Below are 22,524 nucleotides of genomic sequence, written 5' to 3' on the forward strand. Positions count from 1 at the left end.
CTCCCCTAGACTTCCTGGGTGAGGGCCTCTGCCAGTACCCGCTTCAAAATTTTGCCGGTGGGCCCCAGCGGTAGCTCCTCTTTGAAAACATAGCGACGCGGGTACTTGTAGGCGGCAAGTTCCCGGCGGGCCAGCTGATCGAGGGACGCGGTCAGCTCAGCCTGCTGCGAAGCGTCCAGGGGTTCGCGCGGCACCACTACCGCCACAATTTCTTCGCCCACGGTCTCAGAGGGCTGCCCCACCACGGCTGCCAGCTGGACAGCGGGGTGGGTGTAGAGGACGTCCTCAATTTCCCGCGGGTAGACGCTGTTGCCGTTACGCAAGATCATGTCTTTGAGGCGGTCAACGATAAAGATATTTCCCGCCTCATCGAGCCGGGCTACATCGCCGGTGGCAAACCAGCGGCCCTTGAGCACCTCAGCGCTCGCTTCGGGACGGCCCCAGTACCCGGCCATAACGTTGGGCCCGGCAACCCACAGTTCACCCGCTTCACCGGTAGCCAGCGGCTGGCCCTGCCTATCGACTACTTTCACGTCTACCCCGGGTAGGGCCCTGCCGACAGAACCAATCACCAGGCCGTATTCAGCCCGGTTGAAGGACACAACGGGTGCAGTTTCGCTCAGGCCATAGCCCTCGTAGATGGGGAAGGCCACCAGGCGCTCAATATCAGCGTGGACAGAGGCGGGCAGAGCAGCCCCGCCCGATATGCCGAAGCGGACGCGCCCCCGCAGCCGGTGGGTCAAAGCAGGGTCGGTGCCCAGATAGGTAGCCAGGGCACTGTACATGGTAGGAACTGCAGCAAACACCGTAACTCCGGCAGTGGCACACAGCTGGGCTGCCCCACCCGGGGTGAAACGCGGGAGCAGAGCAATGGCGGCGCCCGCTGCGAGTACCGCGTTCATCGATACGGTCTGCCCAAAGGCATGGAAGAGGGGAAGGCCCCCGAAAATAATGTCGTCTGACGTGAAACCAAAGACATCCACGCAGGTCAGGGCATTGGAGAGCATATTGGCGTGGGTGAGGGTCGCCCCCTTCGGGGCGCCGGTGGTTCCCGAAGTGTAGAGAATAACGGCCGGGTCCTGAGCGGCAACCGGGTGAGCCTCCCAGGGCTGCGGGGCGGGAGCGTCCGCACCAAACATCGCATCGGGCGATAGCACCTCAAAGGTAAGCTGGCCTTCCACCTCGTCAAGAATCTGCTCGCTCTCCTGCCCCACCCGGGTACCGGCGGCAGCAACCAGGAGCCGGGCACCGGCGTCCTGCACCTGATAGGCAGCCTCACGAGCCGACAGCAGGGGGTGCATAGGCACCACCACCGCCCCTAGCGATAGGGCACCGTAGTAGAGGCCCACCATGGCCGGTACGTTCGGCAGGGCCAGGGCCACCCTGTCGCCGGGAACCAGGCCCCGCTCCCCCAGCCAGGTGCGGGCAGCGCCGACCAGCTGAGCCAGCTGCTGGTAGGTCAAAGACCCACCTGCCCAGGTCAGGGCCGGGCGCTCAGAGCTAGCGCGGGCAGCAAGCAGGGCAGCCAGATTATTCTGGGAAGAGGGAGCTACGGTCTGCTGGTCGTGCTTGATATTCACTAAGGGAGCCTTTCCTTGCGGGGCCTAGCTGGCCCTGCCTATTCTTTCACACCCACCCGGTCAACACTTCTGAACGAAAGTTCTAAATAAGGTCGGCATGAGTTGTTTGCTGGTCTAGACAGGGTTGCTAAAGGGGCTCACTTTCTGAGAAAGTGACAGTATGACAGATGTGAACCATACCCTGACCGAGCAGGACATCGACTTCCTCAACTCGGTCTTCGACCTGGCACGGGACAACAAGCCGGTAGCCCTCAAATCCCTGTTTGACCAGGGCGTACCCGTTGACCTGACCAACGCAAAGGGCGACACCCTGCTCATTTTGGCCGCCTACCACGAGCACTCGGAGCTGGTTCAGCTGCTGATTAACGAGGGCGCTGATCTTGACCGGCTCAACGAGCGGGGCCAGACCGCCCTGGTCTGCGCGACCTTCCGTAACAATCTGCCCATCGCCCGCATGCTCCTGGACGCCGGAGCCGACGAGACCCTGGGAAGCCAGACCCCGGCCGACGTCGCCGAATTCTTCAACCTTGAAGAGATGAAGAAGCTCTTCGCCTAAAAAGTAGGGGCGGGCTACCGAGGTAGCCCGCCCCTGTTCTTTAGTTTTTCTTTGCCTAAGCCGCCCACTCGAGGAAGAGGGCGGCTACTTTTTCGCCGCCGTTGGGGTCGCGGGTAATGACCATGACGGTGTCGTCGCCCGCGATGGACCCCAGCAGGGGCTCTAGCCCGGCCTGGTCAATAGCTGAGGCCAGGAACTGGGCTGCGCCCGGCGGGGTACGCAGGATGACCAGGTTGGCTGAGGCCTCGGCAGTCACAAGAAGTTCTTTGAAGAGGGAAACGAGGCGAGCGTCGGGGCCTTCCTGGGTGCTCCGACGGACGGGGTGGTTAGGTACGGCGTAGATTAGCCCCGATTTTTCGTCGCGCACGCGCTCGGCGCCAATTTCCACCAGGTCGCGGGAGAGGGTCGCCTGGGTGACTTTGAGCCCGTCGTCGGTGAGTAGCTGGGCTAGTTCGGCCTGCGAGCGCACGCGGTGGGTTTGGAGCACCTCGATGATGCGGGCTTGCCGCGCGGTTTTGGTGGAGGGAATCGCCATTGTTTCTTCTCTTTTTCTGGTCGGTTTAGCTGAGAGCTGTGCGGACGTTGGTGGCTAGGTTGGACTCGGCGAGCAGGAAGGCCATGAGGGCTTTTTGGGCGTGGAGGCGGTTTTCTGCTTCGTCGAAGACGACGGAGGCTGGCCCGTCGATGACGTCGGCGGTGACTTCGTAGCCGCGGTAGGCGGGAAGGCAGTGGAGGAAGATAGCGCTGGAATCAGCCCTATTCATAGCCTCGGTATTGACGGTGTAGGGCTTGAAGACCTGGGCACGGGCTTCTTTTTCGTCCTCTTGGCCCATGGAGACCCAGGTGTCGGTGATGACGACGTCGGCGCCTGCTAGGGCCTGGTCGGGGTCGGTGGTGACCAGGATGGAGCCGCCGGTTTCGGCTGCTCGCTGCTGGGCTTCTGCGACGACGGAGTCGGCGGGGAGGTAGCCCTCGGGGCCCGCGATACGAACGTGCATGCCCGCGGTGGCGCCACCGAGCAGGTAGGAGTTAGCCATGTTGTTGGCGGCATCGCCCAGGTAAACCATGGTGAGGTCGGCCAGCTTGCCCTTGTGCTCGCGGATGGTGAGCAGGTCGGCGAGAATCTGGCAGGGGTGGTAGTCGTCGGAGAGGGCGTTAATGACGGGCACGCGGGAGTGCTCAGCCATCTCTTCAAGACCCGCCTGGGCGTAGGTGCGCCAGACGATAGTGGAGACCATACGGGAGATGACCTTGGCGGTATCTGAGATGGTTTCCTTATGGCCAAGCTGGGCTTCGCCGGGGTTAACAATCAGGGGGTTGCCGCCGAGTTCTGCGATACCTGCGTGAAAGGAGAAGCGGGTGCGGGTCGAGGTTTTATCAAAGATGACAGCTGCGGTCTGGGGGCCCGCCAGGGGCTTGTAGCCGTAGCGGTCCGCCTTCATGGAGGCAGCCAAATCGAGCACCTGCGCCTGCTCGGCGGGGGTGAGGTCGGTGTCTTTGAGGAAGTGGCGTACCACGGTTTTCTCCTAGGGTTGGGGGGCAGCGTTTCAGCTGACCTTTCATTATATGCACAGTTACTGATAGTTATGCAGTTTGTGAATAAGAGTAGGCATCGCGGATGCCTTTTACGCCGACTGGCTGGGGCTGGCATGAATCACATGCGAGCGCTAGCGAGCCTGTGAGAAGGTTAGTCGGCAGAAAGGCATCCGCGATGTTCACCGACATTTTTCCATCCGCATTTACTGCTGTCGCGCCTCAGCCAGAATAGTGGGGAAGGCAGCGGTGAACTCTGCCAGTTCGGCGTCGGTAATGGTGAGGGCGGGGGCGATGCGGACGGTGCGGGCGTCCGGAGCGTTGACGATGAAGCCTGCTGCTCGGGCGGCGGCGACAAAGGCAGGTGCCAGGGGCGCGCCGGTATCAGTTGCTTCGTCTGTGAGGACGATGCCAACCAGCAGGCCCGCTCCCCTGGTTTCTGCCACGCCGGCTACTTCTTCGATAGCGGCTCTGAAGGTGGAGCCGCGCTGGGCGGCGGCATCGAGCAGGTGCTCGGCTTCGATAGTTTCGAGGGTTGCTGTTGCTGCTGCGGTGGCCAGGGGGTTGCCGCCGAAGGTGGTGCCGTGCATACCGGCTTCGAGTGTGCTGGCATTGTCTTCGCCGACTACGACCATGGCGCCGATGGGGAAGCCGCCGCCCAGGCCCTTGGCCAGGGTGATGGCGTCGGGCAGGTTCTCGCCGGTGAGTTCACGGGAGTGTTCGAACCAGCGGCCGGTGCGGCCCATACCGGTCTGGACCTCGTCCACGATCAGCAGGGCGCCCTTGTCGCGGGTGAGTTCGCGGGCGCGGGTGAGGTAGCCTGCGGGCAGGGGCAGGACGCCGGCCTCCCCCTGGATGGGCTCGACGATGAGGGCAGCGACGTCGTCGGTCAGATTTTCTTCGAGGGCTTCGAGGGTAGCAGGAATATGTTTGATGCCGGTGGGGAGCGGTTCGAAGGGCTCACGGTAGGCGGGCTTCCAGGTGAGGGAAAGAGCCCCGATAGTGCGCCCGTGGAAGCCGTGGTCAAGGGCGAGGATGGTGCCTTTGCCGTGGAGGTTACCGTGGCGGCGGGCAAGTTTATAGGCAGCTTCGTTGGCTTCGGTGCCGGAGTTGCAGAAGAAAACGCGACCCTGCTCAGTTCCCAAGTAGCCCAGCAGGCGGTGGGCCAGAGCAATCTGCTGGGGTGTGGTGAAGAAGTTTGAGACGTGGGCTAGGGTTGCGGCCTGCTCGCTGACCGCCTGTACCCAGGCAGGATGGGCGTGGCCAAGGGCATTGACGGCTATGCCGCCGAGCAGATCCAGGTAGACCTTGCCGTCGGCGTCCGTCACCCGAGAGCCCTGCCCCGAGACCAGCACCAGGGAGGGGTCGCCAAAGACCCCGAGTAGCTCATCTTTGTAGTTGTTCAATAGTTGTTCTTGAGACATGGTATTTCCCGTTGAGGTTAGCGAGCGAAACAGATATTTCGCGCTAGCGGTATTTAGGGCTCTGCGGCACGTGCTGACGGCCAACTGGCTCGGGGCTGGCGTTTAGGGTGTTGGCCAGAGGCATGTGCCGCAGAGCTACTGTATTTCTAATAGGTAATGGGCTTGACCTGAAAATCTGGGGCCGGGTGGTGCCAGGGGGTATCGTCCACATCATCGGGAGTGAGCTGGGTGCCGATACCGCGGTCGGTAAAGATTTCAAGTAGGGGCGAGTGGGCCAGGCGGCCATCGACGATGGAGGCTCTAGGGACGCCCTGCTCTACAGCCTGCAGGCAGGCGCTCATCTTGGGGATCATGCCGGACACCAGGCCGGGCAGCATCTCCCGAAGTTCGCTGACCGTCAAAGATGAGATCAGGGAGTCTTTGTCGGGCCAGTTGGCGTAGAGGCCTTCCACATCGGTGAGGACGACGAGTTTTTCGGCTCCCAGGGCAGCGGCAACAGCTGCAGCTGCGGTGTCTGCATTCACGTTGAGGATTTCGCCGGTAAGACCCGCTAAACCGTGGTTGTGGTCGGGGTACTTTTCGGGGTCGTGCATTTCGGGGGCAACAGATGAAATCACGGGGATTTTTCCGGCCTGAATCATGGACATGATAGCGGTGGTATTCACACCGACCACCTCACCCACCAGGCCCAGGTCAACTTCTTGGCCGTCCACCACGGTGCCAATGCGGCGGGCGCGCAACAGCCCGCCGTCCTCCCCGCTCATAGCGACAGCGAAGGGTCCGTGGGAGTTGATCAGCGAGACAAGCTCTCGGGCAACCTGGCCGGTGAGTACCATGCGGACGACGTCCATGGCTTCGGGGGTGGTGTAGCGCAGGCCGCCGCGGAACTCGCTTTCGATGCCGAGTTTGGTGAGCATGGCGGTGATTTGGGGGCCGCCGCCGTGCACGACGACGGGGCAGATACCGATAGTGCGCAAGAAGACCATGTCTTCGGCGAAGGCAGCGCGCAACTCGTCCGAAATCATGGCGTTGCCCCCGTATTTGAAGACCATAATCTTGCCCCGGAACTGTTGGATCCAGGGTAGGGCTTCCATCAGGGTTTTCGCTTTTTGCTGGGCAGTATCGAAGCGGGCGTGGGCGTTTTTTTGCTCTGCCATCTGGTGTTCCTTTGGGTTAGCTGGAGTAGGCCGAGTTTTCGTGGACGTAGTCGTGGGTAAGATCGTTAGTCCAGATGGTAGCTTCGTGCTGCCCTGCACCCAGGTCGATCTCGACGGTTACCTTGCGGTGAGCGGCTAGGTCTACCAGGGAGCGGTCTTCGCCGATGCCGCCGCCGGTGCAGACCTGCACGCCGTTGATGGTGACGTTGACCCTATCGGGGTCGAAGGCGGCTGAGGTGGTGCCGACTTCAGAGAGGATGCGGCCCCAGTTGGGGTCGTTGCCGAAGATGGCTGTTTTGAAGAGGTTGGAGCGGGAGACAGCCCGGGAGACTTCTTCGGCGTCCGCTTCGCTGGCAGCGCCCAGGGTGCGCACGTGGATATCATGGCTGGCGCCTTCGGCGTCCCCAATGAGTTGCAGGGCGAGGTCCTGGCAGACCTTGGTAAGGGCTTCGGTGAAGACGCCCAGGTCGGGTTCGATATCGGAGGCGCCGGAGCTCATGAGAATAACGGTGTCGTTGGTCGACATGCAGCCGTCGGAGTCGGCCCGGTTGAAGCTCAGACGCACGGCCTCGCGTAGGGCGGTATCGAGGTTGTCAGGTGAGATGAGAGCGTCGGTGGTGATGACCACCAGCATGGTCGCCAGCCCCGGTGCCAGCATACCTGCGCCCTTGGCCATACCGCCGATAAGGTAGGCGCCACCCTCTTCAATTTCCACGCCGATAGCGGCCTGCTTTGAGACGGTATCAGTGGTCATGATGGCTTCAGCCGCCGCCAGCGAAGAGCCGGAGCTCACGCCCAGGGAGGCTGCGGCGTCCTTTGCGCCCGCGGTGAGCTTGTCCATAGGCAGGCGCTCGCCGATGAGGCCGGTGGAGCACACCAGCACGTCGTCGGCTGAGACGCCGAGCAGGTCAGCAACGAGTTCAGCAGACGCGTGCGTGTCTTGGAAGCCGGGGGCACCGGTGCAGGCGTTGGCGCCGCCGGAGTTGAGCAGGACGGCGTCCGCCCGGCCATCGCTGATGACCTGCTGGCTCCAGAGGACAGGAGCAGCGGCGAAGCGGTTGCTGGTAAAGACCGCGGCGACGTTTTTAACCGGACCATCGTTGACGACCAGAGCGACGTCTTTTTTACCCTCAACAGCGCTAATACCAGCGCGGACGCCCGCTGCACGGAAGCCGCGGGGGAAGGTCACGCCGTGGGTGGTTACGCCTTCAATCTGGTGGATAGTGTCGGTCACGGTGCGAGTCCTTCCTGGAGTAGACCTGCGTTTTCGGGCAGGCCCAGGGCAATGTTCATAGATTGGATGGCACCGCCTGCGGTGCCCTTGGCAAGGTTGTCGATGACGCTGGTGATGATGACGCGCCCGGCGTGCTCGTCGTATGCCAGCTGCATCTCAGCGTGGTTGGAGCCCTGCACGCTCTTGGTGGTGGGCCACTGCCCCGCAGGAAGCAGATGCACGAACTTTTCGTCGGCGTAGGCGGCCTGCCAGGCTTCACGCAGCTGGGCTTCGGTGACGCCGGGGCGGACGCGCGCGGTAGCGGTTGCCAGAATGCCGCGGGGCATGGGGGCAAGGGTTGGTGTGAAGGAAATCTGCACCTGCTCCCCCGCTACGGTGGAAAGTTTTTCTTCAATTTCGGGGGTGTGCCGGTGGGAGCCGCCAACCCCGTAGGGGCTCATGCCACCCATGATCTCTGCTGAGAGCAGGTGGGGCTTGAGGCTCTTCCCTGCTCCCGAGGTGCCGGAGGCCGCAACAATCACAACATCGGTGGGTTCCAGCAGGCCTGCGGCAAATCCGGGAGCCAGGGCCAGGATGGACGCTGTGGGGTAGCAGCCGGGCACAGCAACTCGCTTGCTCCCCACCAGATTCTCACGCTGTTTGCCGGTGGCGGTGGGCAGCTCGGGCAGGCCATAGGGCCAGGTGCCGGAGTGCTCTGAGCCGTAGAACTTCACCCAGGCGTCAGCGTTCTCAAGGCGGTGGTCTGCTCCGGCGTCAATCACCAGGGTGTTCTCGGGTAGCTGGGCTGCGATCTCTGCACTGGCACCGTGGGGTAGGGCCATGAAGACTACGTCATGGCCGCTCAGGGCCTCGGCAGTGGTGTCGGCAACGACCAGGTCGGCATAGGCGCGCAGGTGGGGGGCCAGGTCGCCCAGGCGGGAGCCAGCGGACGAGTGCGCGGCTACAGTTTTAACCTCAATATGCGGGTGGGTGGCCAGCAGGCGCAGAATCTCACCACCGGCATACCCGGTGGCACCTGTGACAGCTACGGTAATAGTCATAGCACCATATTTGCATGTTTTTACATAGTAGTAAATATTTATGCACTGCGTTTCGCAATGTGAACCTGCGAGCGCAAAGCCACCCACGCGCGTCCGCTCCCGTCCCCGCAAAGGGACCTGAAAACCAAAAAGGGACCGCATATTATGCGGTCCCTTTTTGAAAATGCGGTCCCCTTGATGTTGAGGTGGGGAACAGCTCAACCTAGTCGAGGCTCTCTGCGCCCTTACGCTTGCGGATCATCATGAAGGTGCCGACAACACCGGCGCCAAAGACCAGAATCGCACCAGCTAGGCGGAACATAGCACTGCGCTTCTGGGAGGCTACGGTATCTTCGGTCACCGGCACCAGGCTGCCCTCTTCGCCGGTACGGGCCACGGTGAGGTTAGCGTCTCCGGTTTGCACCAGCAGGGCATCGACGGTCTCGGGGAAGTCAGCGCTGACGGTACCGGTCTGGGAGCCGCGGAACTCAACGGTGGAGCCAGGGTTGACCTGCACAGGATCAGCAATCTCCGAAATAAAAGTCTTACCGGTCATCGCGGTGTTGTCAGGCAGGGTACCGGTGTAAGTCGCCACGTTGCTATCACCTTGCAGGTCGCTGGTGACCTTTTCAAAGGTGCCACTCATGACCCAGGAGCGCCCCTCGTAGCCTTCGTTGGCGCGGGCCTCGTTGAAGGTCCGGATGCCGCCGATCAGCAGGATAATGGCAAAGATGGAGGCCAGAATCATGATGCCCGCCGCAGCCAGCTTGGGCCCAAGTGGTCCGCGGGGTTCCTCGTAGTCTTCTTCCTCTTCAGTGAAGGTGAAGAAGTCGTCGGTGCGGTCATCTTCGTCGAAGTTATCGCGGTCTTCGAGGTAACGCTGATCGCTCACGGTGCATCTCCAGAGGTTGTGGGTGATTGCCTAGATGAAGGCGGAAGTCCATTCTATCGCGTCAGCCCCTAAAAGGCTTATCGGTCTCACAGAAGGGTCAGCTTTTTCAGCGGTGCCTCCCAGGCGCTGCCCTGGACTTCCCCACAATCCACCCGCTGCACGCAAAGAGCCCGGCGGACGCGCGTCCGCCGGGCTCTACCCCTTGTGTGAGGGTTTGCGGTGCTTAGGCTCGCTGAACCGCGCCGAAGCGTTCGGCGGCCAGGGCAACGCCTGCTTCACGGGCCGCGGAGGCCTCATCAGCGGTCAGGGTACGGTCGGTGGCACGGAAGCGCAGGGCAAAGGCCAGGGACTTCTTGCCCTCTTCGATGCCGGTACCGCGGTAGTCGTCGAAGACGCGGACGTCCTCAAGCAGCTCCCCGGCGCCCTCAGCCAGGGCGGCGGCCACGTCAGCGGCAGGGACCGCAGCATCGACCACCAGGGCGACGTCCTGGTTGGCTGCCGGGTAGCCGGAGATACCGGTAGCCTGAACCGCCTCACCAGCTTGGGCGATCAGGGCGGTGAAGTTGAGCTCGAAGGCACTGGTGCGCTCGGGCAGGTTCAGCTTGGCCAGCAGCTTGGGGTGCAGCTCACCGGCGTAGGCGATGACCTCACCAGCTGCGTCCTTGAGCACGGCGGTACGGCCGGGGTGGAAGGCCTGGTGCTCGCCATTGGTAAGGGTGAGCTTCACGCCCGCGGCATCGGCAACCAGGAGCACGGAGTCAAGGGCATCGCGCCAGTCAAAGGCACGGGCGGTAATGCCCGGGGTTTCCTCATGCTCAGCACCGGCGAAAAGACCGGCGATGTGGCGGGGCTGGTCGGGAATACCGGCATTCAGGTCGGCCAGAACCTCGTCGGCGGGCTTGACGCCCAGGCCGGGGATTGAGGCTGACCCCAGCTGGGTGCCGGGAATAAAGACGGAACCGGTCTCGTAGATGGCCAGGTTCTTGAAGCCGCGGGAGAGGTTGCGGGAGAGCACCTCGGTCAGGCCCGGCAGCAGGGAGCGGCGCATCCAGCCCTGGGCGGACGAGATGGGGTTAGCCAGGCGGATAGAATCCACCTTTTCACCGGCTACAGGGGTTGCCCACAGGTTGTTATCTTCATCAGAGACGAAGGGGTAGGCAAAGACCTCGGTCAGGCCCGATGCTGCCAGGGCGTTCAGGGCCCGGCGGCGCAGGGTCTGCTCGACGGTGTAGCCGCGACCGGGAGGGGCCACGGGCAGGGTCGAGGGAATCTTATCGTAGCCCACCAGGCGGGCAACTTCCTCGGTCAAATCTTCCTTGGCACCCAGGTCGGTGCGCCATGAGGGCACGGTAACCTCGTAAGAACCCTCGGCCACTTCAACGCTGGCGCCAATCTGTTCCAGAGAGCCAACGATTTGCTCTTCGGTGTAGTCGATGCCAATGCGGCCTGCGGTGTAGTCGGCGGGCAGGGAGATGACGGTGGGCTCGAAGCTGCCACCGGCGTCCGTCACGCCCTCATCAACGGTTGCTCCTGCCAGCTCTACCAGCAGGTCAACGGCCCGCTGGGCGGCAGCTGCCTGAATCTGGGGGTCAACGCCGCGTTCAAAGCGCTTGGAGGCCTCAGAGGAGAGCTTATGGCGGCGGGCGGTGCGGGCGATGGAGACCTCATCGAAGCGGGCTGCCTCAATCACGATGCGGGTGGTTGAGTCGGAGACCTCGGTGGAGGCCCCGCCCATGACACCGGCCAGGCCGATGGGGCCGGACTCGTCGGTAATCAGCAGGTCTTCGGCGTGAAGCTCGCGTTCCTTCTCGTCCAGGGTGGTGAGCTTCTCGCCAGCTTCGGCACGGCGCACGGTGATGCCGCCGGTTAGCTTATCTGCATCGTAAAAATGCAGGGGCTGGCCGGTTTCGAGCATGACGTAGTTAGAGATATCCACCGGCAGGGAGACGGAGCGGACGCCCGCCAGGCGCAGGCGGGAGGACATCCAGGTGGGCACGGGGGCGGTTGCGTCCACGCCGCTGACCGAGCGGGCAACGAAGCGGGTGGCGCCGTCCTTGCCGTGAATGGGGGCAGAGTCGGTCAGGGTGACGGGCAGGCCAGAACCGTTGGCAGCAGGGGCCTTGGCAGCCAGATCGAGTACGAAGTCATCGAAGTCGTTGCCGGTGGCGTGGCAGTACTCGCGGGCGATACCTCGAATGGAGAAGCCGTAGCCACGGTCGGGGGTGACGTTAACTTCGGCAGCTTCGTCGTAGAGACCCAGCAGGTCCATGGCGTCGGTGCCGACCTCGGGGTCAAGACCCAGGGTGGAGAGCACCAGGATGCCGCCGTGGTCCTCACCAATGCCGAGCTCCTTGACGGAGGCGATCATACCGGCTGACTTGTGGCCATAGGTCTTGCGGGCGGTGATAGCGAAGCCGCCGGGCAGCACAGCCCCGGGCAGGGTCACTACAACCTTGTCGCCGGGCTTGAAGTTGTGGGCGCCGCAGATAATACCCTGCACGCCGGACTCTTCAATGCCCTTGCCGGTCAGGGTCTGCTTCTGCCCCTCGGGCACAACGCGCACCTGGCACCAGTTAACGGTCTTACCGTTGGAGTGGGTTTCGGGCTCCATGGAGAGCACCTGACCCACCACGATGGGGCCGGTCAGCTCGTCGGTGGGGCGGTGGACGTCCTCTTCTTCCAGGCCAACTGTGACCAGGGTAGCCATGACATCTTCGGCGCGTGCGTCGGCCGGGACGGGTGCGTATTCACGCAGCCAGGAAAGGGGTACTCGCATGGGTTAGATCTCCATCTTGAACTGCTGTGAGAAACGGACGTCGCCTTCAATCATGTCGCGCATATCCTGCACACCGTTGCGGAACATGAGGGTACGTTCGATGCCCATACCAAAAGCGAAACCTGAGTAAACTTCAGGGTCAACACCGGCTGCTCGCAGCACATTGGGGTTGACCATGCCGCAGCCGCCCCACTCGATCCAACGGGGGCCGCCCTTTGCGTCCGGGTGCCAGACGTCCAGCTCAGCGGACGGCTCGGTGAAGGGGAAGTAGTTGGGGCGCAGGCGAATCTTTGCCTCCTGGCCAAACATAGCGCGGGCCATGTGCTCCAGGGTGCCCTTGAGATCAGCCATGGTCAGGCCCTTATCAACGGCCAGGCCCTCAATCTGGTGGAAGACCGGGGTGTGGGTAGCATCGAGCTCATCGGTGCGGTAAACCTGGCCGGGGCAGACCACATAGAGGGGCAGGTCGCGGGAAAGCAGGGAGCGCATCTGCACCGGGGAGGTGTGGGTACGCAGCATCAGGTGGGCACTGGTGGGCTCCACGAAGAAGGTGTCCTGCAGCTCGCGGGCCGGGTGGTCAGGCTTGAAGTTCAGCGAGTCAAAGTTGTACCACTCTGATTCAAGTTCGGGGCCATCGGCAATCTCCCAGCCCATGCCCACGAAGATATCGCACATCTGCTCCTGCAGGACGCTGATGGGGTGGCGGCCGCCAATACGGCGGCGGGGAGTGTGGGCAGTGACGTCCACAGCCTCTTCAACCAGAATACGGGCGTCACGCTCTTCTTCCAGCTCAGCGTTACGGGCCTCAAGAGCCTTGGTCAGGCGTCCGCGCACCTGGCCCATAATCTTGCCAACCTCAGCCTTGTGCTCCTTGCGCAGATCGCGCATCTGCTTATTGGCCAGAATAAAACCGGCCTTCTCGCCGGTAAAGTCCAGGCGCACACGCTTGAGTTCTTCAAAGGTGGGGGTTTGTTCGGCGATTTCCTTCTGAGCCCGCTCAAACTCGGCGGTGAAGGCATCGCGGACGGTCGCCAGACCGTTCTCGGGGTCTTTTTCTAGAATGGCGCGAATGTTAGCCAGCACCTGGAAGGGTGTGGGGTTCTCAGGCACCTCGGGCAAAGAATCAGTCATCTGCACTTCTCTTCACAATGTGGGTTTCGGGCGCTTACCGCACCCAGGGCATCAAGACAATAGTTTAGTGCAAAAAGGTGAAGCAGGCTCGCGCTCGATGGGAACGGAACGGACGCTGCCCACAGGTAAGTGACCACTAGCAGGCACTTAGGGCGCTGGAATAACATCAACCCGTTCAAAGAAAGCACGGGCAACAGGGGTGAAAGTTAGGCCAAGCCAGGTGAGGTTGGCTAGAGACCACACCAGGAACCCGGTCATAGCCGTTGGACCGACAGCAGGAGGTGCAACCCAGATCAGTGAAAGAAGCGAAACAGTGCTGATGACGGTACAGACAAACCCGAGCAGGTTAGCAGCTCCTGCTTTTTGCCAGGTGCCGGTGCGGCGGATAACCCAGATATATAGCAGGAAGGTGAGGGCAATTGAAATACCAGCACTTACGGCTCCCCGTGCGTCGCTGACATCAAGGGAAGTAACCATTTGCGTCAGGTAAGCGATGCCCGACAGCACTAAAATGCCCTGCATTACCCGGATAACCGTAGGCACTTCTCCCCTGCTAAAAGCCAGTTGCTGTTTCTCTTTTTCTTTCATAAATAATCAGCCTCCTTTCTTTTAGCGTAACGACCAGCCGGTCACAATTCAAGACCGTGAAGCGCGCACAAAATAGGCCCTCCGGATCAACCGGAGGGCCCATCACAGCTAGAAGATAAGGTCTAGCGCAGGATTGAAGCAACAGACTTATTCGATACCGCAACAATCCAGACGATGGCCAGAACCAGCCACAGAACGCAGAGTGCAACAACAATAATCGAAATGTAGATTGAGCCCAGCGCCGAGAAGGCTGCGCCAAGAATTCCCAGACCCGCGAAAACATAGCCGGTGATGCGACCGGCCTTTTTGTACTTAGCCATGAGGAAATACACCAGGGCAAAAAGTGCCAGACCAATAACGGTTCCCGCCACAGTGGTCACAGGATTTTGGTCAGTGGGCACAGTCTCGCCGAGCACGTCGATAGTTTCGGGTGCCAGCACGTAGCCCAGCACCTGCACCAGCAGGTAAACAACAGCTGTAGCCAAGAGAACGGTCTGTGAGCGCTTGTGCTTCTGCTCAGCGTCAGGGGCTACTGGCTGCTGCCCGAAGCCCAGCTGACCGCCCATGTACATAGCCTGAGTATCGTTCGGTGCGGAGTAATCATTAGTTCCGTAGGGTGTCTGTGACATGTCTAAACCTCCATGTAAAAGATATGTTGCGTACTACACATCATACCGGAGATAAAAGTCAGATACCTTACATTCTCGCTGGGGGCAGGCTCTATTACGCTTCTCTACAGCTTAAGCGGCGCGGACGCCCGCCAGCAACTCCTCGACAATAGGAAAGTCAGCGGGAATCCAGGGCAGCTCCAGCACCGTGGCATCAAGCTGGACCCAGCGTAACTCAGCGTGGTCTTGCAGGGCGGTGGCGCGTCCGTCCGTAATTTCTGCAAACCAAACCCGCATAGCGGCCTTCTCGTTCAGCACCCAGCCCTGGGGGTGGGGGCCAATAATCTCGGTACCGAGCTGGGCGGTAACACCCAGCTCTTCACCCAGTTCACGGAGCAGGGCATCCTCGCAGGCTTCACCGGGCTCAACCTTGCCGCCGGGAAACTCCCAGAGACCCGCCAGCGCCGGTGGAGCCGATCGCTGGCCCACCAGCAGGCGGGTGGGGCTGGTCAAAGAATCGACGATAGCCGCCCCGACCACCTGCACCGGGTAGACGGCAGTAGGCTGCTCCCCCACTAGTCGCCCTTGCGGTTCTGGGCCAGGGATGAAGCAAAGAGGCAGACACCAGCTGCCATGCCGACGTTCAGCGACTCGGCAGCCCCGCGCAGGGGAACGGCCACGCGCAGGGAGGCAGCGGCTTTCTCTTCATCGCTCAGGCCCGCCGCTTCGTTGCCGAAGAGCCACATGGTGGGCTTGGCCAGGTCATACTTGACCTTCTTACGGGGTTCGACGCCGTTACGCAGGGCGAAGGCGGCGTCCTGGAGGTCGTCGAGGGAGACGCGCCCGTAGCCGTCCGCTGCGAGCACGCCGATACCCTGGGCCTTAGCGTCCTCGGCGAAGTCTTCGAGGTCGATGCCCTGGATAACGGGCACGTGAAAGAGGGAGCCTGCGGTGGAGCGCACCGCCTTGGGGTTGTAGAGGTCAACTGCGCCCTTGGTGGTGACAATCAGGTCAGCACCGGCGGCGTCGGCGGCCCGCAGGATGGTGCCGGCGTTGCCGGGGTCTTGCACGCGGGCCAGGACGGCGATGAGCTTGGGGTTGATGGCCCCTTCGCCCCAGATGTCTGAGGGGGCGATGTCATTCTGGAAGGCAACGGCGATAATGCCCTGGGGGCTGACGGATTCGGCCATGGCCGCGAGGACAGGCTCGGTCACCATGCGCATGAAGACCTTGCGGCCGGGCTCAGGGGTGGGGGTTCCGTGGGCTTCTTCGAGCAGATCGACGACGTCGGGGTGGCGGTCGAAGGCGCGTTCGGTGATGTAGACGGCGTCGAGCAGGGGCTTGACCTGGTGGGCTTTGAGGGCTTCGCGGACGGCCTGCGGCCCCTCGACCAGGAAGTGCCCGGTCTTGGTGCGGGCTGCCCGGGTGGCAAGCTTGGCGATGTCTTTGACACGGTCTGCCTGGGGGTTTTCCATGACGACGGGGGTGCTGAGGCGTTCTTTGAAGTCCATAGGTTCTATTGTCTCATGGCTAGTTTGCTGACTTGTGGGTTTGTGGGGAAGGACGCGGTGGGAGTGGGGGGTAAGCCTGAGACAATGACAGGCTGGTCTTCAGTCTTATCTGGGTAAGCCTTACAGTGAATATAGGCTGAGTTTGAGGAGGGCTTTGTTGTGGTGATGTCTGCGGTAGAGGTGAAGTTGGATGAGCAGACTAAGAGGGACCTTGAGGTCTTGTGTCAGGAGCTGGGAATTACGGTTTCTGCTGCCTTTTCGATGTTTGCGAAGAAAATGACTAGGGAGCAGAGGATTCCCTTTGAGGTATCGATTGATCCGTTTTATTCCGAGGCTAATGTGAGTATGTTGCGCCGGTCGGTTGCTCAGGTTAAAGGGAATTAACCTCTCATGTCGTGTAGCTGCTAGCAAGGCATTGCTTACGCCCATCTGAGTTGAGGTATCAGCTTATGGGGATAACGAATTGGTAAGCGAAAAGTTATGATGTTGAGGGGTGGTAGATAGTCTCGATAAGAGCGCCCCCCCGTTCGGACGATAACTGCAAGGCGGTACATCATGGCAGATTCTGCTGATCTCAAGGAAGAGCTCCTCGTTAAATCTAAACAACGAGTTGCCGACCATGGTGAAGTGTTTACACCTGCTCATATCGTTGAGGCAATGCTCAACCTTGTCAAAGATGAATCTGAACGTATCGACTCACGGTTCCTGGAACCAGCCTGCGGTGAAGGCAACTTTCTGGTGCAGGTGCTACTCCGAAAATTAGCAACCGTTCAGGGCCGTTACGGCAAAAATGAGTTTGAACGCCGGCACTATGCCCTACTCGGACTGATGTGCATATACGGTATCGAGTTGCTTGAAGATAATGCCCAAATATGCCGTGAGAACCTGGCTAGTATCTTTGATGCTTTTATCAATGACAGCAGCACCCCCGAATGGGGTAAAGCAGCTCGTAAGGTTCTGGATGTCAATATTGTTCAAGCTGACGCTCTCACCCTGCTCAGGCCCAACGGCGAAGCGATAATTTTTCCTGAGTGGGGCTACCTGGCTAAGGGAAAGTTTCAGCGCCGAGATTTTTCTTTCGAGAATCTTGCCAGGGGCAAGAACCTTGCTCAAGGTAATGAGCATACAGATAGTCTGTTTGGGGAGCTTGAGGCAGAGAGCATTTTTGATCCGGTACACACCCACAAGCCAATGACGGTCAAGCAGATAGCAGAACTGGACGGATAGATGACAGAAAACACTCTGTTAAGGGGCCATAACCCTGATGTTTTGACCTGCATAGCGAACCTCTCAAACGATGAGGTTTTCACCCCGCCCACCTTGGCTGTGGCTATGCTCGACCAGGTGGCTCGCTCCTGGGAGGAGCGTTATGGTGAGGATATTTGGTCTAATCCTGACGTGAAATTTTTGGACCCTTTCACGAAGTCAGGGGTCTTCTTGCGTGAAATTACTTCACGCCTGGTAAAAGGGCTCGAAGACAAAATTCCCGATGTTCAAGAAAGGGTCAATCATATTTTGACCCGCCAGGTCTACGGGATAGCGATTACTGAGATAACGGCTCTAATAGCCCGGCGTAGTGTTTATTGTTCCAAGTGGGCCTCGAAAAAACATTCAATTTGCACTGCTTTTGAGACTGATGACGGCAATATCTGGTTTGAGCGGATAGAGCACACTTGGACTGGTGGGAAGAAGAAGCTAATCAGTCGCAAAAACGCTAAGACAAAGAAGTACACCTACGTCAATAGACGCTGTTCTTTCTGTGGGGCTAACGAAGCGGAATATAGCCGAGGTGACGACTTTGAATCCCATGCCTACGCTTTTATACACACTGACGAACCTCGAACACTGATAAGAAAGATTTTTGGAGAAGATATGCAGTTTGACGTCGTGATTGGCAACCCGCCTTACCAGCTCTCAGATGGTGGGCATGGGGCCTCTGCTTCTCCTATCTACCAGCACTTTGTTGAGAAGGCTTTAGAGCTCGACCCAAAGTATGCGGTCTTTATTACCCCGTCCCGGTGGTTTGCTGGCGGTAAGGGCTTAGATGAGTACCGGCAAAAAATGCTATCTGACCACCGTATGAAAGCACTCGTAGACTACCCCAAACTCTATGAGGCCTTCCCCGGGGTTAAGATTCGTGGAGGTGTTTCCTACTTCCTCTGGGATAAGAATCATGACGGTAAGTGTAGCGTTCAGACTATTTGGGACGGTAAGCCCACAGGTGAGCCTGTCGAGCGGTACCTTGACCAGTTTGATGTCTTGGTGAGATCTAATCAGGCGGTTTCTATTCTCGAAAAGGTACAGGCCGTTGAAGAAGAAACCATGGACAAAATGGTTTCTAGTCAAAAGCCTTTCGGTCTACGAACTTACGTTCATGGAAACGCACATTCAAAGGGAATGGAATCCCCTATCACTCTTTTTGGTTCCCAACGTATTAGCTGGATAGAAAGAAATGAGATTCCATCTAATCAAGACTGGATTGACCAGTGGAAGGTCTTGATGACAGGTGTGCAAGGGACTAGTGCTGCCGTCGAAACGATGTTCCTTTCTCGCCCTATTATTGCAGGACCTGATTCTGCATGCACCGAGACTTATCTAGTTGCTGGTCACTTTGAATCAGAAGATGAAGCAAAAAGCTTAGCTTCATATCTCAGAACCCAGTTTGCACGCTTTCTTGTTTCATTACGCAAAGTAGCTCAACATGCTTCAAAGAACGTATATGGCTTCGTTCCATTACAGGCCTGGGACCGTATCTGGACAGATGAAGACCTATATATCAAATATGGACTAACGGATGAAGAAATCTCCTATATCCAGTCTGTTGTTCGTCCCATGGAGGAAGAGCTGCTGTGAGTCAAAAGATTGAAGCGCTCCTCCCTGAAAAGCCCTCAGCCCGTCTCAAGGTCTACGCTTGGACGCCGAATACCCCTCCTGCTGGTTATGAGGGTCTCATCAAGATTGGCCAGACCACCCAGGCCGATGTCAATGACCGTATTCGGCAGTCTCAAGGGCAAATGCAGCAGGAGTACACCCTCCACATAGATGTCCTAGCAGAGCGTCAGGATGGCAGTCTTTTCAAGGATAGAGATGTCATTAACCATCTCAAGGCTAAAGGGTTCAATAACCCCGCTATTGGGTCGTCGCGTGAGTGGGTTCGCTGCACAGTTGCCGATGTATTAACAGCCATTGAGGAAATCCGTTTAGGCCAGGTCTTTTCAGGTAAGCGCCACCAAACTTTTGGGCTCCGCCCCGAACAACAACGTGCCGTAGATTTTACCTACGATTACTATTTTTCCCTCTGGCACGAAGAACCCGATGTTACGCCCCGATTCCTGTGGAACGCCAAAATGCGTTTCGGTAAAACCTTTACCGCTTATAAACTGGCCCAAAAAATGAATGCCCAGCGCGTTCTGGTTGTTACCTTCAAACCAGCAGTACAGTCAGCCTGGCAAGAGGACCTTGAATCTCACATTGATTTTGAGGGATGGCAATACCTCAACGCGTCGAGAAAAGCCGCCCAGGAAGAATACGACCCCTCACGACCACTCGTATATTTTGGGTCTTTCCAAGACCTAATGGGCCGAGACAGGGCAACAGGGCTCATCAAAGCTAAAAATGAGTGGCTCCACACCATTAACTGGGACCTTGTTATTTTTGACGAGTACCATTTCGGTGCCTGGCGTGATAAAGCAAAGGAACTTTTCGAAGGCGAAGAAGCCAAAGAACGTCAGGCAGAATTTAAGGCTGAATTTCACGACTCGCTTAGGACTTTTGACGAAGAACTAGATGAACTCAACAATTCCGAAGAGGACTTCCTACCTATTACAACCAGGGCGTACCTTTACCTCTCAGGTACACCTTTTAAAGCTCTAACCAGTGGTGAGTTCATCGAAGAGCAAATCTTTAACTGGACCTACACCGATGAGCAACAGGCAAAAATTGATTGGGAACAGGAGCACCCTGGCGAGTTTAACCCCTACGGTTCCCTGCCTGAAATGCGCCTGATGACCTACCAAATGCCTGACGATATTCTATCGATTGCAAGTCAAGGCGAGTTTGACGAGTTTGACCTCAACAGTTTCTTTGAAGCAACAGGAACCGGGGCTGAGGCTAGGTTTGTGCATGAATCAGATGTGCAGAAATGGTTAGACCTGATTCGTGGTGAACATGCACCAACTCAGCTAGACGCTCTCCGTTCAGGTTCGCGTCCGCCTTTCCCCTACGCCGACGTTAGACTCCTACCGTATCTACAGCACTCATTCTGGTTCCTGCCTAATGTTTCAGCTTGTCATGCTATGGCTAGACTTCTAAAGGCCAGGCACAATACCTACTGGCATGATTATCAGGTTTTGGTTGTTGCTGGTGCCGAAGCTGGGGTAGGTGTTGAGGCTTTACCGCCCGTTCGGAACGCTATTGGTGATGGTTATAGCTCTAAGACGATTACGCTATCGTGTGGGAAGCTCACCACGGGTGTGACGGTCAAGCAATGGTCTTCGATTTTAATGTTGAGGAATTTGTCGAGCCCTGAAACATATTTTCAGGCTGCTTTCCGGGTTCAATCGCCGTGGTCGATTAGGAATCCTGATGGTGATGATCCCAGCAGAGAAGATATCTTGAAGCCTGTTGCTTTTGTCTTTGATTTTGCACCGACGCGGGCTTTGCGTCAGATAGCTGAGTATGGCCAAAAGCTGAATCCGTCCGAGTCGAATCCTGAGAATTCGGTGGCTGAGTTGGTTAAATTTTTGCCCGTGCTTGCCTACGACGGTGCGAAAATGACTCAGATAGATGCTGGGAGCATTCTTGATATTGCTATGGCTGGTACCTCTGCGACGCTTTTGGCTCGTAAATGGGAGTCAGCTGTCTTGGTAAATGTTGATAATGCGACGCTTCGTAGGGTCATGAATAGTGAGGCTGCTATGGAAGCTATCATGCAGATTGAGGGCTTCCGTGCCTTGGGAACTGATGTCATTGAAACTGTAGTTAATAAGAGTGACAAGGTTTCTGAGACGAAGAAGTCTAAAGGTGCTTCCTTGTCTGCACGCGAGAAGAAGAAGCTGTCTGCGGAAGAGAAAGAATATAAAGATAAGCGAAGGAAGATTCAAGAAAAGCTCATCAAGTTTGCAACTCGCATTCCTGCTTTCATGTATCTCACCGATTTCCGCGAGAATACCCTGCAGGATGTCATCTCGAGGATAGAACCGGACTTATTTAAGACAGTTACGGGCCTGAGCGTTGCTGACTTTGAGTTGCTGGTTAGCTTGCGGGTTTTCAATTCGGTGCATATGAATCAGGCAGTTTTTGCGTTCCGCCGCTATGAAGATGCCTCACTCTCGTACACCGGGATCAGAAGCCATAAAGATCTCCGACAAGTAGGGCTGTACGATACAGTTATTTCATTTTAAATAAATTATCATAATAGCCACACATTTATTATTAATCAATCATTTTTGATTGCACTTTAACTGATCCAACATTGTGCAACATGGTCTGCTCAATAACATACTCATCATCAGCCGATTTAAAGGATACCAAATTGAAACCAGTACCATCCCCAAGAGAAGATTTATAAATTACACCGTCATAGTTTAGCGATTTTATAAATTCACAGATATATTGAGTTGGAGTATAATCAAAGCCACTTTTTGAGGGAACAATTGGGAGATTCAACTCTGCTGAAAATACTTCTAAGAGCTTAGCGCTCAAATAGTAATCTTTGAGATCAGCATTTTCTACAGTGTCCATTATCCCAAAAGGTGACAAATCATCCACTGGATTTCTAAGGTCAACAAAGTTATTACCAATATTTCTAAACTTAATCTTAGCGATACTAGCGTATTGGCCTGGATGGGGCCGAGTTTCAGAAATAGCAGTTGCTATATCAGAGGCTACATACAAATATGAGATTCCAGCCGGATTAGCCCTACCGTGCGTAGATACACTGCTTGGCGGTGGGCCCATCTCACTTGGTTGAAGAATACAGTCTTCATCATGGATTCGACTGCGATACCATTCACTGTTGACGAGTCGCTCCTCAAGTAGTAACGTAAACAAATTCTTCATCACAGAATCATCGAAAGGTTTTTCAAAAAACCAACGATTCTCATGTTTTATTTTTTCTTTAAAATCAGACCAAATGCTACTAACTGGTTGAGAATTTATATCACCATCTACAATAAATTTTTTTCCAGAAAATGAATCTCCCGTTATTCTTTCTAGTATAGTTTCAACTGTAATTGGGGACTTATTTGAGAATAAACCCCAATCCTCTTTTAGCCTATCGGCTATTGAAAGTGCGTTTGCTGCTACGTCTTCATCGATGCTATCCGTATACATCTCTAGAAGCTGTTCAAACTCATCAACAAAGTTTTCCGAATCAGCAACTAGCTTAGAATCTGAGCCACACGCATCACATTTACCAGTAAATGGATTTTTATTGTTAAAAATAACTTCACTAATATATTTGTCAGTAAAGCATTCAGCACAAATTCTAAAATTTATTTTCCCCATTTGCCACC

19 protein-coding genes and 1 pseudogene are annotated in these 22,524 nt (G+C 57.5%); 5 read left to right on the forward strand and 15 right to left on the reverse strand.

From position 1 onward, the window contains the following. Nucleotides 1–5: 5 nt before the first annotated feature. A complete protein-coding gene (locus L6762_RS08340; protein ID WP_237186806.1) occupies nucleotides 6–1,580 on the reverse strand; it encodes an AMP-binding protein in 1,575 nt (524 codons plus the stop codon). A 160-nt stretch (nucleotides 1,581–1,740) separates the two neighbouring features. On the opposite strand from L6762_RS08340, the gene L6762_RS08345 reads away from it, so the two are divergent. After that, entirely contained in the window at nucleotides 1,741–2,136 is a 396-nt protein-coding gene (locus L6762_RS08345; protein WP_237186807.1) for an ankyrin repeat domain-containing protein, read from the forward strand. Between the two features lie 55 nt (nucleotides 2,137–2,191). Here L6762_RS08345 and L6762_RS08350 read toward each other — a convergent pair. The 13 genes and pseudogenes from L6762_RS08350 to L6762_RS08410 all read right to left on the reverse strand — a co-directional run. After that, a pseudogene (locus L6762_RS08350) lies at nucleotides 2,192–2,680 on the reverse strand (arginine repressor); the annotation flags it as partial. Nucleotides 2,681–2,696: 16 nt separating this feature from the next. Then, nucleotides 2,697–3,653: an ornithine carbamoyltransferase gene (argF, locus tag L6762_RS08355; protein WP_237186809.1), complete on the reverse strand. Its 957-nt coding sequence runs from the start codon at nucleotides 3,651–3,653 to the stop codon at nucleotides 2,697–2,699. 222 nt (nucleotides 3,654–3,875) lie between these two features. Continuing rightward, nucleotides 3,876–5,093: an acetylornithine transaminase gene (locus L6762_RS08360; protein WP_237186810.1), complete on the reverse strand. Its 1,218-nt coding sequence runs from the start codon at nucleotides 5,091–5,093 to the stop codon at nucleotides 3,876–3,878. Between the two features lie 146 nt (nucleotides 5,094–5,239). Continuing rightward, nucleotides 5,240–6,250: an acetylglutamate kinase gene (gene argB / locus L6762_RS08365; RefSeq protein ID WP_237186811.1), complete on the reverse strand. Its 1,011-nt coding sequence runs from the start codon at nucleotides 6,248–6,250 to the stop codon at nucleotides 5,240–5,242. 16 nt (nucleotides 6,251–6,266) lie between these two features. Then, a complete protein-coding gene (argJ, locus tag L6762_RS08370; RefSeq protein ID WP_237186812.1) occupies nucleotides 6,267–7,484 on the reverse strand; it encodes a bifunctional glutamate N-acetyltransferase/amino-acid acetyltransferase ArgJ in 1,218 nt (405 codons plus the stop codon). Continuing rightward, nucleotides 7,481–8,524 (reverse strand): N-acetyl-gamma-glutamyl-phosphate reductase, encoded by a 1,044-nt coding sequence (gene argC / locus L6762_RS08375; RefSeq protein ID WP_237186813.1) that lies wholly within the window; start codon nucleotides 8,522–8,524, stop codon nucleotides 7,481–7,483. The genes argJ and argC overlap by 4 nt, the downstream gene beginning before the upstream one ends. A gap of 202 nt (nucleotides 8,525–8,726) precedes the next feature. Continuing rightward, nucleotides 8,727–9,395: a hypothetical protein gene (locus L6762_RS08380; RefSeq protein ID WP_237186814.1), complete on the reverse strand. Its 669-nt coding sequence runs from the start codon at nucleotides 9,393–9,395 to the stop codon at nucleotides 8,727–8,729. Nucleotides 9,396–9,618: 223 nt separating this feature from the next. Further along, entirely contained in the window at nucleotides 9,619–12,171 is a 2,553-nt protein-coding gene (gene pheT / locus L6762_RS08385) for a phenylalanine--tRNA ligase subunit beta (RefSeq protein ID WP_237186815.1), read from the reverse strand. Nucleotides 12,172–12,174: 3 nt separating this feature from the next. Beyond that, nucleotides 12,175–13,302 carry a phenylalanine--tRNA ligase subunit alpha gene (pheS, locus tag L6762_RS08390; RefSeq protein ID WP_237186816.1) on the reverse strand — a complete coding sequence of 376 codons (1,128 nt, stop codon included), beginning with the start codon at nucleotides 13,300–13,302 and terminating at the stop codon, nucleotides 12,175–12,177. A 147-nt stretch (nucleotides 13,303–13,449) separates the two neighbouring features. Continuing rightward, nucleotides 13,450–13,890 carry a hypothetical protein gene (locus L6762_RS08395; protein WP_237186817.1) on the reverse strand — a complete coding sequence of 147 codons (441 nt, stop codon included), beginning with the start codon at nucleotides 13,888–13,890 and terminating at the stop codon, nucleotides 13,450–13,452. A gap of 122 nt (nucleotides 13,891–14,012) precedes the next feature. Continuing rightward, nucleotides 14,013–14,519, reverse strand: a complete 507-nt coding sequence (locus L6762_RS08400) for a hypothetical protein (RefSeq protein WP_237186818.1) — start codon at nucleotides 14,517–14,519, stop codon at nucleotides 14,013–14,015. Between the two features lie 111 nt (nucleotides 14,520–14,630). After that, nucleotides 14,631–15,074, reverse strand: coding sequence for a (deoxy)nucleoside triphosphate pyrophosphohydrolase (locus L6762_RS08405; RefSeq protein WP_237186819.1), 444 nt, complete (start codon nucleotides 15,072–15,074; stop codon nucleotides 14,631–14,633). Then, nucleotides 15,074–16,009, reverse strand: coding sequence for a TrmH family RNA methyltransferase (locus tag L6762_RS08410; protein WP_237186820.1), 936 nt, complete (start codon nucleotides 16,007–16,009; stop codon nucleotides 15,074–15,076). The genes L6762_RS08405 and L6762_RS08410 overlap by 1 nt, the downstream gene beginning before the upstream one ends. Before the next feature lie 165 nt (nucleotides 16,010–16,174). Between L6762_RS08410 and L6762_RS12075 the strand changes: the two genes are divergently transcribed. The 4 genes from L6762_RS12075 to L6762_RS08425 all read left to right on the forward strand — a co-directional run bounded on the left by L6762_RS12075 (nucleotide 16,175) and on the right by L6762_RS08425 (nucleotide 21,411). Then, a complete protein-coding gene (locus tag L6762_RS12075; protein WP_423817096.1) occupies nucleotides 16,175–16,393 on the forward strand; it encodes a type II toxin-antitoxin system RelB/DinJ family antitoxin in 219 nt (72 codons plus the stop codon). Between the two features lie 171 nt (nucleotides 16,394–16,564). Further along, nucleotides 16,565–17,236: an N-6 DNA methylase gene (locus tag L6762_RS08415; RefSeq protein ID WP_237186821.1), complete on the forward strand. Its 672-nt coding sequence runs from the start codon at nucleotides 16,565–16,567 to the stop codon at nucleotides 17,234–17,236. Continuing rightward, on the forward strand, nucleotides 17,237–18,862 hold the full coding sequence (locus tag L6762_RS08420) for an Eco57I restriction-modification methylase domain-containing protein (RefSeq protein WP_237186822.1): 1,626 nt from the start codon (nucleotides 17,237–17,239) through the stop codon (nucleotides 18,860–18,862). Next, nucleotides 18,859–21,411: a DEAD/DEAH box helicase family protein gene (locus L6762_RS08425; protein ID WP_237186823.1), complete on the forward strand. Its 2,553-nt coding sequence runs from the start codon at nucleotides 18,859–18,861 to the stop codon at nucleotides 21,409–21,411. The genes L6762_RS08420 and L6762_RS08425 overlap by 4 nt, the downstream gene beginning before the upstream one ends. Before the next feature lie 31 nt (nucleotides 21,412–21,442). On the opposite strand, the gene L6762_RS08430 is transcribed toward L6762_RS08425, so the two are convergent. Beyond that, entirely contained in the window at nucleotides 21,443–22,516 is a 1,074-nt protein-coding gene (locus L6762_RS08430) for an RES domain-containing protein (protein ID WP_237186824.1), read from the reverse strand. Nucleotides 22,517–22,524 lie beyond the last annotated feature (8 nt).

Origin of the sequence: Rothia nasimurium (assembly GCF_928381705.1) — a bacterium.
Lineage (GTDB): Bacteria > Actinomycetota > Actinomycetes > Actinomycetales > Micrococcaceae > Rothia > Rothia nasimurium_G.

What these genes read in the sequence shown, in the direction of transcription:
- argC (WP_237186813.1), bottom strand. Translation starts at nt 8,524, where the DNA reads ATGACTATTACCGTAGCTGTCACAGGTGCCACCGGGTATGCCGGTGGT.
- pheT (WP_237186815.1), bottom strand. Translation starts at nt 12,171, where the DNA reads ATGCGAGTACCCCTTTCCTGGCTGCGTGAATACGCACCCGTCCCGGCC.
- L6762_RS08420 (WP_237186822.1), top strand. Translation starts at nt 17,237, where the DNA reads ATGACAGAAAACACTCTGTTAAGGGGCCATAACCCTGATGTTTTGACC.
- L6762_RS08410 (WP_237186820.1), bottom strand. Translation starts at nt 16,009, where the DNA reads ATGGACTTCAAAGAACGCCTCAGCACCCCCGTCGTCATGGAAAACCCC.
- L6762_RS08415 (WP_237186821.1), top strand. Translation starts at nt 16,565, where the DNA reads ATGGCAGATTCTGCTGATCTCAAGGAAGAGCTCCTCGTTAAATCTAAA.
- argB (WP_237186811.1), bottom strand. Translation starts at nt 6,250, where the DNA reads ATGGCAGAGCAAAAAAACGCCCACGCCCGCTTCGATACTGCCCAGCAA.
- L6762_RS08360 (WP_237186810.1), bottom strand. Translation starts at nt 5,093, where the DNA reads ATGTCTCAAGAACAACTATTGAACAACTACAAAGATGAGCTACTCGGG.
- L6762_RS08345 (WP_237186807.1), top strand. Translation starts at nt 1,741, where the DNA reads ATGACAGATGTGAACCATACCCTGACCGAGCAGGACATCGACTTCCTC.
- L6762_RS12075 (WP_423817096.1), top strand. Translation starts at nt 16,175, where the DNA reads ATGTCTGCGGTAGAGGTGAAGTTGGATGAGCAGACTAAGAGGGACCTT.
- L6762_RS08400 (WP_237186818.1), bottom strand. Translation starts at nt 14,519, where the DNA reads ATGTCACAGACACCCTACGGAACTAATGATTACTCCGCACCGAACGAT.
- L6762_RS08430 (WP_237186824.1), bottom strand. Translation starts at nt 22,516, where the DNA reads ATGGGGAAAATAAATTTTAGAATTTGTGCTGAATGCTTTACTGACAAA.
- L6762_RS08395 (WP_237186817.1), bottom strand. Translation starts at nt 13,890, where the DNA reads ATGAAAGAAAAAGAGAAACAGCAACTGGCTTTTAGCAGGGGAGAAGTG.
- pheS (WP_237186816.1), bottom strand. Translation starts at nt 13,302, where the DNA reads ATGACTGATTCTTTGCCCGAGGTGCCTGAGAACCCCACACCCTTCCAG.